Below are 15,998 nucleotides of genomic sequence, written 5' to 3'. Positions count from 1 at the left end.
CATTGAAACCTCGCCGCGAGTAATACATTGGTACAGGTAAGAAAAAACTATCCGCGACTGAAAGACGGAAGCCTTGACCGGGAGGCTTGGCTGCGCCATATCCAGGCGCTGGCGAAGCTGGATGGGGGCGCACTGGTTACACTGCGCCATGCGGTGGAACTCAGTGAGGATGCTGAGCAGAAAGCGATCGAGGCCGAAAATATTTGGGTCGAGGGGACCAGTAGCTTCCTGACCGGCCTGGAAATGGTGGAAATCCTCGCGGACCTGCAGATCGACGGCGAAGCGCTGTGTGCGGCAATGCTCTATCGCGCTGTGCGCGAGAAGCGTTTGCCACTGAAAACCGTCGAGCAGGAAATGGGCGAGACGGTCGCCAAGCTGGTTCGCGGTGTACTGCGCATGGCGGCAATCCGCCATCGCACAGCAGATACCGGAGAAGAGAGCCAGAGCGGCGCGGTGGAGGAGCATTCGGAAAATATTCGCCGAATGCTCGTGGCGCTGGTGGACGATGTCCGGGTCGCCCTGATCAAGCTGGCGGAGCGTACCTGTGCCATTCGCGCGGCGAAAAAAGCCGATGAAGCCAAGCGACGCCGGGTTGCCCGGGAGGTCGCTGACGTTTATGCACCGCTGGCCCATCGCCTGGGTATCGGGCATATCAAGTGGGAACTTGAGGATCTCTCATTTCGCTATCTGGAACCCGACGATTATATGCAGATCGCGCGGCTTCTGGATGAAAAGCGCCTGGCCCGCCAGGAGTACATTGACGATGTGCTGGCGTTGTTGCGCAGTGAGCTCGACAAGGCCGAGATCGAAGGCGAGGTCTACGGTCGGGCCAAACATATCTACAGTATCTGGCGGAAGATGCGCCGCAAGAATATCGGTTTCTCTCAGGTTTATGATATTCGTGCGGTACGTATTCTCGTTCCGACAGTGCGCGATTGTTATGCGGTATTGGGGATCGTCCACAACCTTTGGCGTAACATTCCCAACGAATTTGACGATTACATCGCGTCACCCAAAGAAAATGGTTATCGCTCGCTGCACACCGCAGTAATCGGGCCGGACCGGAAGGTACTTGAAGTTCAGATCCGTACTTTTGCCATGCACGAAGAGGCTGAGTACGGCGTATGTGCGCACTGGCGTTACAAGGGTACCGACAAGAAATCCGGACAGCTGGACGGACAGGACGGGTACGAGCAGAAAATTTCTTGGCTCCGTCAGGTACTGGACTGGCACGAAGAGGTGGGCGGCAATCCCCTCGAAGACGACCTGCAGGCGAGCCATGTCGATACCCGCATCTACGTATTCACCCCGGAAGGACATGTGGTCGATCTTCCCCGCGGCGCGACCCCCCTGGACTTTGCCTACAAAATCCACACTGAAATCGGCCACCGCTGTCGGGGAGCCAAGGTAGATGGCCGAATCGTGCCGCTCAACCACGAATTGCAGACCGCCAACCAGGTGGAAATCCTGACCGGCAAGCGGGAAGCCCCGAGCCGGGACTGGATATCAAAAAGCCTCGGTTACATCACCACTTCGCGCGCGCGGGCAAAGGTCATTCACTGGTTCAAACAGCAGGCGCGGGATCAGAATATCGCCGATGGGCGCAGTATCCTCGACGGGGAATTCAAGCAGCTTGCGCTGATCGACTTCGATTTCGACAAGCTCGCCGGGAAGTTGAATATGCACTCCCTGGACGACCTGTATGCGGCAGTAGGAGCCGGCGATATCGGCGTGGGGCAGGTGCTGAATGCGGCCCAGCGCATGGTCAAGGTTACCCACAGTGAACCTGTGTTGCCGCTTGCCGCGCCAGTGGCGCGGGAAGGTCATGCCGATGTCTACATCGACGGGGTGGGTAGTCTGCTGACGAATATCGCCCGCTGCTGTAATCCGCTCCCCGGTGACGACATCATGGGCTATATCACGCTTGGCCGTGGTGTATCCATTCACCGGAAAGACTGCGCCAATATGCTGCGCATGCAGGCTGAGGAGCCGGAGCGGATTCTGCAGGTGGAATGGGCGAAGAAGCCTACTGAAGTGTACGCAGTGGAAATTATGGTCGAAGCATACGATCGCCACGGCCTGTTACGTGATGTCACCACCATGCTCGACAGTCAGCGGATTAATATCACCGCCATGCAGACCCACTCGAACAAACACAAGCACACCGTAGATATGGTAATCACTGCGGAAATTCACAACTTTGAAGAGTTGAGCCAGGTGCTGCATCGAATCAATCAGCTGCCGAACGTAGCGTCGGCCCGGCGCAGGATCTTGCACTGACAAAGGGCGTTCGAGTAACAGGTGGGGAAGACAGAATGGAAGATAAATCGACGTTTTCGGTTGAAGACCTGCAGTTTCTTATGGCGCAGCTGCGCAACCCCGATGGCGGTTGCCCCTGGGATTTAAAGCAGACGTTTGCCACGATAGTCCCTTCCACGATCGAGGAGGCGTACGAGGTGGCTGAGGCCATTGAGCGGGAGGATTTCGGGCACCTGAAGGAGGAGCTGGGGGATTTGCTGTTTCAGGTAATCTTCTATTCCCAGCTGGGGCGTGAGGCTGGTCACTTTGATTTCGCACAAATAGTGGACACCCTCGTGCGCAAACTCGTTCGCCGCCACCCGCATGTGTTCCCGTCCGGGGAATTGTATGGCGATAACGCGAATACCGGCATCGACGAAGCACAGGTCAAGCAGAACTGGGAAGCGATCAAGGCTTCCGAGCGGGAGGCCAAGGGTGAGCCTGGTGTACTTGATGGTGTCGCGACAGGTCTGCCCGCATTGACCAGGGCGATCAAACTGCAAAAGCGCGCGGCACAGGTTGGTTTCGACTGGCCACAGTTGGATGGGGTGCTGGCGAAGGTGGAAGAGGAAATCGGTGAGTTGCGCGAAGCAATTCAGAGTGGAGATCTCAACCACGCCAGGGAGGAGCTGGGTGATCTGCTGTTTGCATGCGTGAATGTGTCCAGGCACCTGAAGCAGGACCCTGAAGCCGCTTTGCGACGCTGTAACCGGAAATTTGAGCGGCGCTTTGGTATGGTCGAAGACCACTTGAGGGACGAGGGCAAGCAGCCGCTCGATGTATCGCTGGAAGAGCTGGATCGCTTGTGGGATGTAGCCAAAAGCCAGGAACGTCGTTAAAACGCGCTCCGGCTTGAGTAATTTTTCATGGTTTGCGCAATTTTGGCCAGACCGCCTGCAGGCTTGTCCTGCGTTGGGCCAAAGTGTAAGGTAGCGCTCTTTTTACAGGCGTGCCCCGGCCCCAATTGGGATTGTGGCGGCGGCCGTCGGCATGATCTGGAGACTTTCTGTTTATGCGAATAATTCTTCTGGGCGCACCGGGCGCCGGCAAGGGTACCCAGGCCCAATTCATCACAGAGAAATTCGGAATTCCCCAGATTTCCACTGGAGACATGCTGCGCGCGGCGGTCAAGGCTGGTACACCGCTGGGATTGCAGGCAAAAGGTGTCATGGATGCCGGTCAGCTGGTGTCCGACGACCTTATCATCGCCCTGGTAAAAGAGCGCATTGCTGAGTCGGATTGTGCTAGCGGTTTCCTGTTCGATGGTTTCCCCCGCACGATTCCGCAGGCCCAGGCCATGCTGGATGCGGATGTTGCCATTGACCATGTCCTCGAGATTGCCGTGGATGATGAAGAAATCGTCAAGCGCCTCTCTGGCCGTCGCGTTCACGAAGGTTCTGGCCGCGTGTATCACGTGGTTTATAATCCGCCGAAAACGGAAGGCGTAGATGACGCAACTGGTGAGCCACTGGTGCAGCGCACTGACGATAGCGAAGAAACTGTCCGCAATCGTCTGTCGATCTATCACGAACAGACCGAACCTCTGGTAGGCTTTTACCGCGAGCTCGAGCAGCGTGCTCCGGAAAGTGCACCCAAGTACAGCCGAGTCGAGGGTGTAGGTTCCATGGCTGATATCCGGGAGAAGGTGGAGGAGGCCCTGAGCTGATCACTTGCTCCCATTGCGGATTGGCGCTCTGCCGGAAATTGGCGGAATTCACCAGTCGCATCAGAAAGGCTCCTTCGGGAGCCTTTTTTGTATTGCCCATCTGAGCTCCTGGCGAACGCTGTCAGGAAGCCAGCAGTCGGGTCCCGGCTGTGCAGTATCTTGTTGCCGCGAATCAGGAGAATACAGAACAATGTCCCATGCGATTATTTTGATGAACCTGGGTACTCCGGCGGAACCTACCCCGAAAGCCGTACGCAGGTTCCTCAGGGAGTTTTTATCAGATCACCGGGTAGTGGAAATTCCGGCGCCTCTCTGGCAGCTGATTCTGAACCTTTTTGTGCTTACGGGGCGCCCGAAGAGGATTGCTCCAGCCTATGCCGAGATCTGGAATGAGGGGCTGGATGGCGAAGCGGTGGAAGGATCGCCTATCGCTTATTACACGCGCCGCCAGGCGGAAGGGTTAGAGCAGGCCCTGATGCAGGACTCCGCGGGTCAGCCAAGGGATATCAAATTGGCTTTCGCGATGACGTACGGTGAGCCGGGATTGGCGGAAACCGTTGCGAGTCTTCGCCAGCAAGGGGCTGAATCTTTCACCGTGCTGCCGCTTTACCCCCAGTATTCAGCGACCACCACTGGCGCAATATACGATCAAGTGGCGAAAATCATTCGCGCTGAGCGCAATGTGCCGGATATTCGCGTTGTGCATGAATACTGGAAGCACCCCAAATACATCGAAGCGCTGGCAAACTCGGTGCGAGAGCATTGGCAGAAAAATGGCGCGGCGGAAAAGCTCCTGATTTCGTTTCACGGTATCCCCATGGCAAATACCCGGAAGGGGGACCCCTACTATCAGCAGTGTTGTGGAACAGCGGAGCTCCTGACGCAGGCACTGGAACTACCTAAAGAAAAATGGGAAATCACTTTCCAGTCCCGTTTCGGCAAGGCCGAGTGGTTGCAGCCGTATACAGACAAGACGCTGATCCAATGGGGGCAGTCTGGTGTGGCCAGTGTGGATGTAATTTGTCCTGCGTTTGCATCCGACTGTCTGGAAACCCTTGAGGAAATCGCGGTTGAGAATCGCGCTAACTTTATTGATGCCGGGGGCTCGGAATACCGCTACATTCCTGCGCTGAATGCCCGGGGTGATCATATTGCCGCGCTCGCGGAGATTGTTTTGGGCCAATTGCCGGCGGAAGTCGCCCGAAATTAATTAGATTTTCTTCTCCTATACCTCTGTTATCAGTGAAAAAACGATGACAGAATGAAAAAAAACCGATTTTTTTCAAAAATCGGTTTTTTTTATCGCTATTTTCTTGCAAACGCCTATTTTTTAATTAACTTTGATACAGCCGTGTCATTTTTAATGGCTGGGCTTTTCCCGGGGCTTCTTATTGGTGTTTTGAATCTCATGCGTTGGATTGCTGGTTAGCGTTGGACTAATGGCGGCAATGTCAGGAGAGGAGGCAGTACTGAAAGAATTGCCGGGGGTGAAAGTGAGGTAGTCGTGTGACCATGGAAAACGGCAGGTGTGCCTTGTATCTATAAGGCTGCGCCGGTCGCTAATGGAATATTCCAGCGGCGCGCGTTTCAGTATTCAGAATCACTTCTTATATAGAAAAGAGGAGACAAGGGATGGCACGAGTAGCAAAGAAAAAGGCCACAGCGAAACGAGCGGTAAAAAAAGCGCCGAAACGCGCCCCCAAAGCTGCAGCGAAGAAGACAGTGGTAGCAAGTGATACTTCCCCGATTGTCGCCAAGGCGCAAAAGGCAGTGGACAGTGCAGCCAAATCACTGGATGCCCAACTGGATCGGGTAGGAAAGGCGCGGGCCAGGGTTCAGAAGTCAGCAACACCAACAGCCAAGAAGGCTTTGGCCAGCGCGAATGCCAAATTACGTGAGGATCGCGCCAAAATTGCCAAAGCCAAGCTTGAACTGGCCAAAGCCAGCGCGATGGAGGCCGTTCGCCATGCAGAAGTAATGGCGAAGAAAAAACTTGAGGAGTTGGCTGACAGCCTTTCCAGTAAGGCCGATAAAGAGTTCGACAAGGCCCTGAAGGCGTTTGAAAGCAAGTGGAAAAAAGCACGAGCCAAAGCAGACGCGAAGAAACTGAAAACAGCTGAGAAGAAGGCTGGCGCCAAAGTGAAAGCGGCGGCGAAAAAGGCTGCGACAAAGGCGAAAGCCATCGAGAAAAAGGCCGCAGCGAAGGCGAAAGCTGAAGCGAAAAAGGCCGTGAAGCAGGCGGCGAAGAAAAAAGCGGTGAAGAAATCGGCGGCCAAGAAGTCTCCGGGTCGCCCAAAGAAATCAGCGGCGGAGAAAACGGCAGCTACTGCACCGAAGAAGTCCGCCCGTCGCGGCCGGCCGCCGAAGGCTGCAGCCAAAAAGGCAGTGACCAAGAAGGCAGCGGCCAAAAAAGGTACGGGCCGACGGGGCCGCCCACCGAAAAAGGCCTCTTGAGTCCAGGAGGCGCTTCCCGTAGCTCCTGTCCCCGTCAAAACCCCGGCCTTTGCCGGGGTTTTTCATTCTGGGGTACGCCGAGTGGTTGCGGAGTACTTGCAGTTGCGTTTGTCGCGAAGCGTGCCACAATTCGCACCACTATCTTTCCCGTTTCCCGCAGCTATGGGGCCTGTCTGTTGAAAATTCTTGCCATAGATACGACGTCCGGAGCCTGTTCCGCCGCCCTGTATGATCAGGGATCCGTTTGCGAACGGTTTTTCAGGGCCGAACGGGACCATACCCGGCGACTACTGCCGATGGTGGATGAAGTATTGGCAGAGGGCGGGATCGCGCTGTCTGAGATAGACGCTCTGGCGGTTAGCCGCGGACCGGGTTCATTTACCGGGCTGCGCATTGCGATCAGCTTTGCCCAGGGATTGGCGTTTGCCAGTGACAGGCCAGTGGTGCCGGTTTCCAGCCTGGCCGCTCTGGCAGCTGGCGCGGTGCGTGAGCACGCGCACTGGCGAGGCGCGCCTGTACTGGCCACCCTGGATGCGCGAATGCAGGAAGTCTATTGGGGGGTCTATCGATCCGACGCACCACATGAAAGCCTCTTGCCTGAGGCTGTATCCAGCCCTGAGACTGCGGTGGAACAACTGAAGACTGCGGGCCTGCTTGGCTCAGAGGGGGCTCCGTTCTATGCTGCAGGCCCCGGCTTGCACTATCCGGCCCTGGATGCGCTGGAAGCTACTGAAAAGGTAGTGGCATGTGATATCCGGGCCCGTGATATAGCTGAATTGGCGGCCGGGCTCTGGGCGCAGAACGAGGCGGTACCCGCCGAGCAGCTGGAACCGATCTACCTGCGCAATGAAGTTACCTGGAAAAAGCGCGAAAGGATCCGCTCTCGCTGACGCATAGGGGGGCTTCCGGGGCCTCCTGTCGATGCCTACGGGAATTCAGCCAGAAACAATAAAAAGCAATGGAAACCGCTTTGTGGAAATTCTTCAGATCATCTTTCTCGCCCTGATCCAGGGCATCACGGAATTTTTGCCCATCTCAAGCTCCGCCCACCTGATTCTGCCGAGCCAGGTACTGGGTTGGCCGGACCAGGGGCTGGCGTTTGATGTGGCCGTGCACTTTGGTTCACTGGCGGCAGTGCTGATTTATTTCCGCAAAGATGTCTGGTCCCTGATCTGCGATGGTCTGGGGGGGTTCCGCGATGGGGAATTCAGCGATGACGGGCGGCTCGCCTGGTTGATTGTGCTGGCCACGATCCCGGCTGGACTGGCGGGGTTGATCTTTAAAGACTTTATCGAGGAACACCTGCGTTCGGCAGCTGTCATTGCGGCGACAACCATTGTGTTCGGTATCTTGCTGTGGTGGTCGGATGTTCGCGGCAAGCGCCGCGAAGAACTGCCGGCCCTCAACTGGAAAAAAGCGCTTTTGATCGGCTGTGCGCAGGCATTGGCCCTGATTCCGGGTACCTCCCGCTCCGGTATTACCATGACAGCGGGGCTGATGCTGGGAATGAAGCGGGAAGCGGCAGCCCGCTTCTCATTTTTGATGTCCATTCCGGTTATTGCGCTGAGCGCACTGTTGTTGACGATGGAATTGCTGGAGACGGAATCGGTGCCTTGGGACGATATCCTGATGGGGGCTGCGTTGTCAGGTGTCAGTGCATATCTTTGTATTCACTATTTCCTGCAGTTTATTAGCCGCATCGGCATGGCGCCATTTGCGATTTATCGCCTGCTGCTGGGCGGGGCGCTGATCTGGATGATCTGGTTTACCTGATTTTTTACATTCAAGCCAAGAGAGGTTCTGAAATGGCAACGGTGGCATTTATTGGTCTCGGCGTGATGGGCTTTCCCATGGCGGGATATCTGGCTAATGCTGGACATCAAGTACGAGTTTTCAATCGCACCGCTGAGCGGGCTGCGGCCTGGTTGGGAAAGTATCCCGGTGAAGCTTTCGCGACGCCTGAAGAGGCAGCGAAAGGTGCTGAGGTAGTATTTGCCTGTGTTGGCAACGACGATGACCTGCGGCAGGTTACTGTAGGCGCGCAGGGCGCTTTTGCGGGTATGGATCAGGGCAGCCTGTTTGTCGACCACACCACCGCTTCGGCGGATGTCGCGCGGGAACTGGCCGGAGTCGCCGCCGATAAGGGCGTGGCATTTCTTGATGCGCCGGTGTCCGGCGGGCAGGCCGGTGCTGAAAACGGCGCACTGACGGTTATGGTTGGCGGTGAACAGGCGGACTTCGATCGAGCCCGCCCGCTGATCGATAGTTATGCGCGCGCTGTGAACCTGCTGGGCCCGGTGGGTAGTGGCCAATTGTGCAAAATGGTCAATCAGATCTGTATTGCCGGTGTCGTTCAGGGGCTGGCCGAAGGCCTGCACTTCGCCAGGGCAGCGGGGCTCGATGGCGAACAGGTGATCGATGTGATCTCCAAGGGTGCAGCGCAAAGCTGGCAAATGGAAAACCGTTACCGCACGATGCTGGCCGGTGAGTACGAGCATGGTTTTGCCGTTGACTGGATGCGCAAGGACCTGGGCATCGTGCTCGATGAGGCAAAGAGCAATGGTGCTTTGCTGCCGGTTACGGCCCTGGTGGATCAGTTCTACAGTGAGGTACAGGCACTGGGTGGCGGCCGCTGGGATACCTCCAGCCTGTTTGCCCGTCTGACCAACGTCCGAGACTTTGAGCCGTCTGAGCAGTAATTTCTACGCGTACACGGCTTCCCCACCCATTCTCACCGAGTATATTTCGTGAAAGTGCTTCTGCTTTCCGCCTACGACGCCGACAGCCACAAGCGCTGGCGGCGCGGCCTCGTGGCCGCTATTCCACAGTGGCAGTGGACCGTTTTGACGTTACCGCCGCGTTACTTCAGTTGGCGCGTGCGTGGCAATAGCCTGACCTGGGCGCGTGGAGAGGCCCGGGAAACTCTGCAGCAACCCTGGGATTTACTGGTCGCAACTTCCATGACGGACCTCTCTGCACTGCGGGGTCTGGTCCCGGAGTTGGCCCGTGTGCCAACGGTGGTCTATTTCCACGAGAACCAGTTCGATTACCCCCGCAGCGATGCGGCGCTGGAATCGATCGAGCCGCAATTGCTGAATATCTATACCGCCCTCAGCGGAGATATGCTGCTGTTCAACTCCGAGTACAACCGCAGTACTTTGCTTGAAGGGGCCGCGGAGTTGTTGCAACGATTTCCGGATCATGTGCCCAAAGGTATTTGTCAGGAAATCGCCAGCAAGTCCCAGGTGCTGCCGGTTCCACTGGAAATGGCGGCCTTCCTTCCCGATGCGCGCAAACCGGAACGCCCCACGTTTATCTGGAACCACCGCTGGGAATACGATAAAGGTCCTGACATCCTGCTCGCGGCATTGAGGCGTTTCGGTCGCGAAGGTATTCCATTTACTTTACATATGGTGGGCCAGCAATTCCGGCGGCAGCCATCGGAGTTTGCCCACCTGAAAAAGCTGTTGTCGAAGCTGGGGGCCCTTGGCGCCTGGGGTTACAGGGAAAGCCTGGGCGAGTATCGCCAGCTCCTCGCGGAAAGCCACGGAGTAATCTCTACGGCGCGGCACGATTTTCAGGGGTTGGCTGTGCTGGAGGCGGTGGCTGCCGGATGTGAGCCGCTGGTACCGGATAGCCTGGCGTACCCTGAATGGTTTGGGCGCGGTGGTTGGCGCTATTCGGGCGATATTGAATCCTGTGCGTCCAACTTGAGCGCAGCCATGATCCGCTGCGCCCGGCGGGTGACAAGCGGAGAGCCGGCAAAGGTTCCCGATGTCACACCCATGAGCTGGTCGCACCTTGGGGGTGAATATCTGTCGCTGCTCAGTCAGTGTGCCGACCGTTGAACATACAACCGCTGCCCTGAAACAGGTATCATGCGGTCCTGTTTTTTAGCGCCTTGGCCGCATCGCGGAAAGTGTGTGCGGAACGAAGGTGAATAGGGCGAACGAAAGTCGATTACGGGAATAGCAAGGACTTATGAGCAAGCAGCGTGTACTTACTGGCATCACTACTACTGGTACTCCCCATCTGGGCAATTATGTGGGCGCCATCCGCCCGGCGATTGCCGCCAGTCAGGAAGAAAACAACCAGTCGTTCTATTTCCTGGCGGATTACCACGCGCTGATCAAGTGTCACGATCCTGAGCTGGTGCACCGGTCTGCACTGGAGATTGCTGCCACCTGGCTGGCTCTCGGCCTCAATACGGACAATGTCGTGTTTTACCGTCAGTCCGATATTCATGAAATTCCCGAGCTGACCTGGCTGCTGACCTGTATGACCGCCAAAGGGCTGATGAACCGTGCCCACGCCTATAAAGCGGCGGTGGATGCAAATCGCGCCGACGGCGAAGACTCGGATTTCGGTGTCACTATGGGGCTGTACAGTTATCCGATCCTGATGGCGGCGGATATGCTGATGTTCAACGCCAACAAGGTGCCGGTAGGTAAAGACCAGATCCAGCATATTGAGATGGCTCGGGATATCGCCCAGCGTTTCAACCACCATTACGGTGAGCACTTTGCATTACCGGAAGCGGTTGTGGATGACAATGTTGCCGTACTTCAGGGACTGGACGGCCGTAAAATGAGCAAAAGCTACGGTAATACCATCCCGCTCTTCCTGCCTGAAAAGCAGCTGAAGAAACACATCAACAAAATCAAGACCAACCTGCTTGAGCCGGGCGAGCCGAAAGACGCGGACACGTCAACGGTATTCCAGATCTGGCAGGCATTTGCCACGCCGGAACAAACTGCCGAAATGCGTAAAGCATTCGAGGAAGGGATTGCCTGGGGCGAGGCCAAAAAGCAGCTGTTTGAACTGATCAATGGTCAAATAGGCGAGGCACGCGAGCGCTACAACGAGCTGCTGGCCAATCCGGCACAGATTGAGGTTGAGCTGGAGAAGGGTGCAGAAAAGGCGCGTGCCTATGCCGCGCCTTTCCTGGCAGACCTGCGTGCTGCCGTAGGTATTCGTAAAATCGGTTAATCCCTGAATGGGCCGGGCCTGGGAGTGAGCGGGTGAAATTACCCTACCTGTATCTTGGTATCGCAATTTTGGCAGAAGTGGCGGCCACCAGTGCACTCAAGGCTTCGGCCCAGTTCACCAAGCTGTGGCCTTCGCTGCTAGTGCTCCTGGGCTATGGTGTTGCGTTTTATCTGCTTACCCTAGTGCTGGAGCATCTTCCCGTCGGGATTACCTATGCCATCTGGTCGGGGCTCGGCATTGTGCTGGTGGCCATTGTCAGCGCTTTTGTTTACGGCCAGGTGCCGGACCCGGCAGCCATGATTGGTATGGGTTTGATTATTGCCGGTGTCGTCGTCATCAATGTGTTTTCCAGGACGGTTTCGGCCTGACATACCTGTAAAAAATCAGGTCTCGTCGATCGCTCCCGGTCGTTGATTTGGCTCGTTGGCAAGGCTATCGCGCTGTACCTTCCAGCGGGGCGTAGGATTGTCGCCATCCACTACCGGCCAACCCTCTCTCTGGCTACTGCGATCCCCGTCCGTCTCTTCCGTCTGGTCGTGCAATAGCTGCACACAGGTTTCAAAGGGCATGTCGATATGTGCTGAGTCGAGCGCCCGTTTGACTGCGGTAATAACCCGGGCGCGGATGTGAGATACATCGGCCTGACGGCTGTGTGTCCACCAGCGGGCGCGAATGGTTACCCAGCTGGCGGCGAGTTCCCATGCCAGCGCTTCCGGTGTGGGTTTTTTCAACACCCCCTCAACGTTCAGTAGTGCCTGCCGGATGACCTCACAGGCCTCGTCGATATCATCTCCGTAGCCAATACCGATATCGTATTCACTACGGCGCTTTTCATAAGCAGTTTTGACCAGCACCGCATTGGTATAAATATCGCTGTTGGGTATGACTGCCCGCTGACCGTCATAGGTATCAATGAGTGTTGCACGGGTTTCGATCCGGCAAACGGTACCTTCAAAGCCACTCACTTCAACCTGGTCGCCGACGGAGAAAGGCTGTCGGATCAGAATCAACAACCCGGCGAGCCAGTTTTGCAATATGTCCTTGAACGCAAACCCGATAGCGACGGAACTCACCCCGAGCCCGGCGATCAGGTCTCCCGGTTTCAGGCTGGGCATGACGATGGTGGCAGCCAGTAACAACCCGATAAATACCACAGCCCATTTGATCAGGCTGCCCAGTACTTCGCCGAGGTTATCCCTGCTGCGTCGGGTGAGGTGGCGTCGTACAAACAGGCGAAAGAAATTGCCCAGTAGATAGAACACCAGCAGTACGACCAGAGCCACGCAGAAATTGGGCAGAAGGTGGATGGCGCCGTCGACCCAGCTATCTACCTGCTGCAGTGCGGTATTCAGGTCGGCATCCACGGCCTGGCGGGGCAGGTGGCGAGTGTTCACGGTCCGCCGGGATTGCTCAGGCGGATATTCAGTGAGAAGGCGGCACGCTCTCCATTTTCGGCGGCGGTGTCTTTCAGGAATATCTCTACCCGATAGGTGCCGTCACGGGGCAAAGTGCCCTTGAATCGCGCGCTTTGTCCTCTCGCACTGTGCATCGGCCTCGGTGCCGCCGGGGCAGTAACCCTGAAGCCGCTTGCCCTATTATTGCTGTGCAAATTTAGGTCCAGCGACTGGCCGGTTTTGGCCTCGATAAGGTACTCCATCGTCTGGTAGCCGCGAATCGAGGACTTTACCTGGGTAGCCCGCACGCCACCGGAAGACTCAGCGTCGGAGAACAGAACACGCTCGCTGCGCTGCTCGTTTCTGGGGCCGGCGAGTGCGGCGACCAGAGTCAGTAGTAGCAGCGGCAGAATAAACCAGATCGTTTTCGCCAAGGGAGCTCCTGAAATGTGTCATATCAGGCGCGCTCGCGGCAGGCCCTATACGAGCACGAGAAAATACTCTGATTTCAGTGTAGACGTTTTCCACGCCAGTGGCGGCAACGACATTTGCGAGGTTGTTGTGGAGGGAGCGGTGGTGGGTGTGTTGATGAAAGTGGCGGCCGCAGCGGATTCAGCGGGAGTTGCGTCTTCGCGCAGGAAACGGCCATGCTTCAGGTAGTGAATGACCTGCCGGATTACCTTGCGGTTTTTCATCATGAACACATGGGTTACCGGCATTTCAATATGGTCATTCATACCCTCAAGCCGGGTGCTGTCTACGGTCACCTTGCCATCGTCTGAGTGTGGCAGCATCTGTGACAGGAACAGATTGATACTGCGGGTTCCGGCAATGATGCCCAGATCGAAATTTGCAGGCCCCAGCTGATTGGGCACACTGAGGTTGCCGGTACCCAGCTGTAGCCCTGCATCGCCGAACATAAACTGGAACCCGGGGAAGCTACCCAGTTTATCGACCACCTCGCTGCCGTGGTTGGGCGGTCCTAGCATAACCACATGGCCAAGGTTTTCGATCGCTACCCGGCTCAGGTACTGGCGAACGAGAATCCCCCCCATGGAGTGGGTGACAAAATGCACCCGTGACAGGTCTTCGCTGCGGGCCTTTGCCTGGGCTTGACAGGTATCGAGGGCAGGCGCGATGGCGGGGCCGGCGAGTTGCTCGATGGAAAATGCAGTGGAAGGATAGTTGACGTTAACCGTGCTGAAACCGGCGTCTGCGATGGACGACTCGAGTTTCTTCATGGACGCATCGGATTTCGCCAGCCCGTGCAACAGGATCACGCACTCCGAGGCTGTCGCCGGGAGTGCAAAGCCGATTGCCATCAATAGCCAGATAGACCGGCGAAGTAGTGTGATCATTGGTGAAATTCCTGTTCTTATTTTGAATTCAGCGATCGAACCAGTCTCTCGGGGTCATCAGGTGAAATAACTACCGTGGAGGCCCCGTGGCGGATCACTACTGTGCGGGAGGTATCCGTGACGAACGCGCGGTAGCGGCCAAGCTCATTGTTGCGGAATAGCCCGATAAACCCGAACAGGCCGCCATTGCCAAAGAGTCGGATAGAGCCGGCCATCGCATTCGGCGTAAATTCAGCAGACTGAAAATCGGAGAGCGGAATACGGCTCCGCCAGCCCGGGCGCAAAATCAGTAGTTGATCGTGTTCGACGCGGTAGCCCCGGATCGCAAACAGAGCTGCGGTGAACAAAACAATCAGGGGTAACACAATGCCGATGCGGTACATCAGTGGTGGGTTTTCCTGTGCGTTCAGTTGCATGGCAATCGAAACGCCGACCAGAAAAAAGCAGGTGATACTGGTCAGCCATTTCAATTGGCGGCTCCAGGGGGCAGTGAACACAAGCGGCATGAAATGATCCGTTCAATAATATTGGCGAAGATGGTCAGCCATATAATGGCTTGCGCCCGAGTATTGCGAAATTCCCCCGTTACCGCAAACCACATCTGCATGCCGCTAGCGTCGCCGGCGGGACTGTAACTCTTGCGAAACATTCTTCGCCGCATGCGCGATGATATCTTCCGGAGGGATACCCTGGCTGATCTGCCTGGCGCCATCAGGAATGACGAGCGCTGACGCCGTTGCCATCGCCAGGCGCTTACCGGCGGCATTGGTGATATCGCAAGAGGCCACTTTCAGGCGACGGCCACGGTGTTGCACGCGGCCGGTCAGGGAAATGTCACCGTCGTTTAACGCGGCTGGCCTGATATAGCGGATATGGATGTCCATGGTGGCGAAAATGTCACCGGCTGGCAGGGTGGAATATACCGATGCCCCCATGGTGAAGTCGGCCGCCCAGGCCAGCAGGCCACCGTAAATGGCGACATTTCCGTTGGAAAACCAGGGGGATGAGGGGATGGTTGCACGGCAAAACCCGTCGTCGATTTCCCGCGGCCGATAGCCGGTAAAATGCCACACGGGGTGTGTCTTGCTTTCCGCGATAGTGGCGCGCTGGCACTCAATAGGAATCTGGTTTCCGAACTGTTTCAGTTCCGCAAAGTTTAACTCCGGTGGCTCTCTCAGAAATGGGTCCGGCGGTGTTTCCGGGCCCAGGTCCGGCGGCTCGAACGACTGACCCGGATCGACGGGGAAATCAGTGATGATGCAGCGAGAGCTGCCAAATGCCAGTGTCCGGCCGTGCTGGTCTGTGATGTCAACCGAGGACAGTCCCACCTGATTACCCGAGTGGACGATTTTTGCGCGGCCAACCATATTCTGCGTCTCCTGGCTCATCGGGCGCACGTAGTACAGGTTGAGCTCTGAAGTGGACAGGAACTTGCCGGCGGGCAGGGTAGTCCAGATTGCGGCTGCCAGGGGGGAGTCGGCAAACAGCGCGTAGAGCCCTCCCCAGTAAACGCCGGTTGCGTCTTCCAGCCAGGGGGTAACCGGCATGGCAAAAGTTGCCCGTCCAAGGCCGGTTTCCGTCGGTTGCATACCGGTAAGACGCCAGATTGGCGGGCCCGGCAACTGTCCATAAGTGAACCGTCTGAAGGTTTCCAGACCGGGCGTTTGCAGTGCCCGCAGATCGCCTATCGCGCCGCGATGAGGCTCATCGGTAATGTCGGGAAACTCGCCCATATCGTGATACCTCCACGCCTGCCCGGATACTAGTGTCGGTGACCGGCGACTGGCAGATTACCCTTGATTTTGGCTCCCGGGCGCGGCTGCAGATTGGTATACTCCG

The 15,998-nt window shown here is 56.8% G+C and carries 17 protein-coding genes; 12 read left to right on the top strand and 5 right to left on the bottom strand.

All coding sequences use genetic code 11. The features are described from left to right. The first annotated feature begins 27 nt into the window (after window positions 1-27). From relA to LC093_RS11070, 12 genes are all read left to right on the top strand, one after another. Window positions 28-2,280, top strand: coding sequence for a GTP diphosphokinase (relA, locus tag LC093_RS11125; RefSeq protein WP_226664863.1), 2,253 nt, complete (start codon window positions 28-30; stop codon window positions 2,278-2,280). A gap of 35 nt (window positions 2,281-2,315) precedes the next feature. Beyond that, a complete protein-coding gene (mazG, locus tag LC093_RS11120) occupies window positions 2,316-3,137 on the top strand; it encodes a nucleoside triphosphate pyrophosphohydrolase (protein WP_226664862.1) in 822 nt (273 codons plus the stop codon). 173 nt (window positions 3,138-3,310) lie between these two features. Then, a complete protein-coding gene (gene adk / locus LC093_RS11115; RefSeq protein ID WP_226664861.1) occupies window positions 3,311-3,964 on the top strand; it encodes an adenylate kinase in 654 nt (217 codons plus the stop codon). Window positions 3,965-4,154: 190 nt separating this feature from the next. Beyond that, window positions 4,155-5,174, top strand: coding sequence for a ferrochelatase (gene hemH / locus LC093_RS11110; RefSeq protein WP_226664860.1), 1,020 nt, complete (start codon window positions 4,155-4,157; stop codon window positions 5,172-5,174). A gap of 51 nt (window positions 5,175-5,225) precedes the next feature. Continuing rightward, the gene (locus LC093_RS11105; protein ID WP_226664859.1) at window positions 5,226-5,393 is read left to right on the top strand and encodes a hypothetical protein; all 168 of its coding nucleotides are present in this window, start codon (window positions 5,226-5,228) and stop codon (window positions 5,391-5,393) included. 548 nt (window positions 5,394-5,941) lie between these two features. After that, entirely contained in the window at window positions 5,942-6,418 is a 477-nt protein-coding gene (locus tag LC093_RS11100) for a hypothetical protein (protein WP_226664858.1), read from the top strand. A 176-nt stretch (window positions 6,419-6,594) separates the two neighbouring features. Further along, window positions 6,595-7,308, top strand: coding sequence for a tRNA (adenosine(37)-N6)-threonylcarbamoyltransferase complex dimerization subunit type 1 TsaB (gene tsaB, locus LC093_RS11095; protein ID WP_226664857.1), 714 nt, complete (start codon window positions 6,595-6,597; stop codon window positions 7,306-7,308). An 82-nt stretch (window positions 7,309-7,390) separates the two neighbouring features. Beyond that, window positions 7,391-8,191, top strand: a complete 801-nt coding sequence (locus LC093_RS11090; protein ID WP_226664856.1) for an undecaprenyl-diphosphate phosphatase — start codon at window positions 7,391-7,393, stop codon at window positions 8,189-8,191. Window positions 8,192-8,223: 32 nt separating this feature from the next. Then, window positions 8,224-9,117 (top strand): NAD(P)-dependent oxidoreductase, encoded by an 894-nt coding sequence (locus LC093_RS11085; RefSeq protein ID WP_226664855.1) that lies wholly within the window; start codon window positions 8,224-8,226, stop codon window positions 9,115-9,117. A gap of 48 nt (window positions 9,118-9,165) precedes the next feature. After that, window positions 9,166-10,266 (top strand): DUF3524 domain-containing protein, encoded by a 1,101-nt coding sequence (locus tag LC093_RS11080; protein ID WP_226664854.1) that lies wholly within the window; start codon window positions 9,166-9,168, stop codon window positions 10,264-10,266. Window positions 10,267-10,399: 133 nt separating this feature from the next. Next, the gene (locus tag LC093_RS11075; protein ID WP_226664853.1) at window positions 10,400-11,407 is read left to right on the top strand and encodes a tryptophan--tRNA ligase; all 1,008 of its coding nucleotides are present in this window, start codon (window positions 10,400-10,402) and stop codon (window positions 11,405-11,407) included. 32 nt (window positions 11,408-11,439) lie between these two features. Next, window positions 11,440-11,775, top strand: coding sequence for a DMT family transporter (locus tag LC093_RS11070; RefSeq protein WP_226664852.1), 336 nt, complete (start codon window positions 11,440-11,442; stop codon window positions 11,773-11,775). Window positions 11,776-11,790: 15 nt separating this feature from the next. On the opposite strand, the gene LC093_RS11065 is transcribed toward LC093_RS11070, so the two are convergent. The 5 genes from LC093_RS11065 to LC093_RS11045 all read right to left on the bottom strand — a co-directional run bounded on the left by LC093_RS11065 (window position 11,791) and on the right by LC093_RS11045 (window position 15,892). Then, window positions 11,791-12,801 carry a mechanosensitive ion channel family protein gene (locus LC093_RS11065; protein WP_226664851.1) on the bottom strand — a complete coding sequence of 337 codons (1,011 nt, stop codon included), beginning with the start codon at window positions 12,799-12,801 and terminating at the stop codon, window positions 11,791-11,793. Then, window positions 12,798-13,235: a hypothetical protein gene (locus tag LC093_RS11060; protein ID WP_226664850.1), complete on the bottom strand. Its 438-nt coding sequence runs from the start codon at window positions 13,233-13,235 to the stop codon at window positions 12,798-12,800. The genes LC093_RS11065 and LC093_RS11060 overlap by 4 nt, the downstream gene beginning before the upstream one ends. A gap of 45 nt (window positions 13,236-13,280) precedes the next feature. Next, on the bottom strand, window positions 13,281-14,159 hold the full coding sequence (locus LC093_RS11055) for an esterase/lipase family protein (RefSeq protein ID WP_226664849.1): 879 nt from the start codon (window positions 14,157-14,159) through the stop codon (window positions 13,281-13,283). A gap of 17 nt (window positions 14,160-14,176) precedes the next feature. Beyond that, window positions 14,177-14,665, bottom strand: a complete 489-nt coding sequence (locus tag LC093_RS11050; RefSeq protein WP_226664848.1) for a PH domain-containing protein — start codon at window positions 14,663-14,665, stop codon at window positions 14,177-14,179. A gap of 105 nt (window positions 14,666-14,770) precedes the next feature. Next, the gene (locus tag LC093_RS11045; RefSeq protein WP_226664847.1) at window positions 14,771-15,892 is read right to left on the bottom strand and encodes a PaaI family thioesterase; all 1,122 of its coding nucleotides are present in this window, start codon (window positions 15,890-15,892) and stop codon (window positions 14,771-14,773) included. Window positions 15,893-15,998 lie beyond the last annotated feature (106 nt).

Source organism: Microbulbifer aggregans (assembly GCF_020524005.1).
Lineage (GTDB): Bacteria > Pseudomonadota > Gammaproteobacteria > Pseudomonadales > Cellvibrionaceae > Microbulbifer > Microbulbifer aggregans_A.
Note: the sequence above shows the minus strand (reverse complement) of the source record. Positions and strands in the feature narration are given on the sequence as shown.

Bases quoted from the DNA above. Each gene is read 5' to 3' on its own strand.
- LC093_RS11085 (WP_226664855.1), top strand. From the start codon at position 8,224: ATGGCAACGGTGGCATTTATTGGTCTCGGCGTGATGGGCTTTCCCATG.
- LC093_RS11045 (WP_226664847.1), bottom strand. From the start codon at position 15,892: ATGGGCGAGTTTCCCGACATTACCGATGAGCCTCATCGCGGCGCGATA.
- hemH (WP_226664860.1), top strand. From the start codon at position 4,155: ATGTCCCATGCGATTATTTTGATGAACCTGGGTACTCCGGCGGAACCT.
- LC093_RS11105 (WP_226664859.1), top strand. From the start codon at position 5,226: ATGAAAAAAAACCGATTTTTTTCAAAAATCGGTTTTTTTTATCGCTAT.
- adk (WP_226664861.1), top strand. From the start codon at position 3,311: ATGCGAATAATTCTTCTGGGCGCACCGGGCGCCGGCAAGGGTACCCAG.
- LC093_RS11055 (WP_226664849.1), bottom strand. From the start codon at position 14,159: ATGATCACACTACTTCGCCGGTCTATCTGGCTATTGATGGCAATCGGC.
- mazG (WP_226664862.1), top strand. From the start codon at position 2,316: ATGGAAGATAAATCGACGTTTTCGGTTGAAGACCTGCAGTTTCTTATG.
- LC093_RS11100 (WP_226664858.1), top strand. From the start codon at position 5,942: ATGGCGAAGAAAAAACTTGAGGAGTTGGCTGACAGCCTTTCCAGTAAG.
- LC093_RS11075 (WP_226664853.1), top strand. From the start codon at position 10,400: ATGAGCAAGCAGCGTGTACTTACTGGCATCACTACTACTGGTACTCCC.
- LC093_RS11050 (WP_226664848.1), bottom strand. From the start codon at position 14,665: ATGCCGCTTGTGTTCACTGCCCCCTGGAGCCGCCAATTGAAATGGCTG.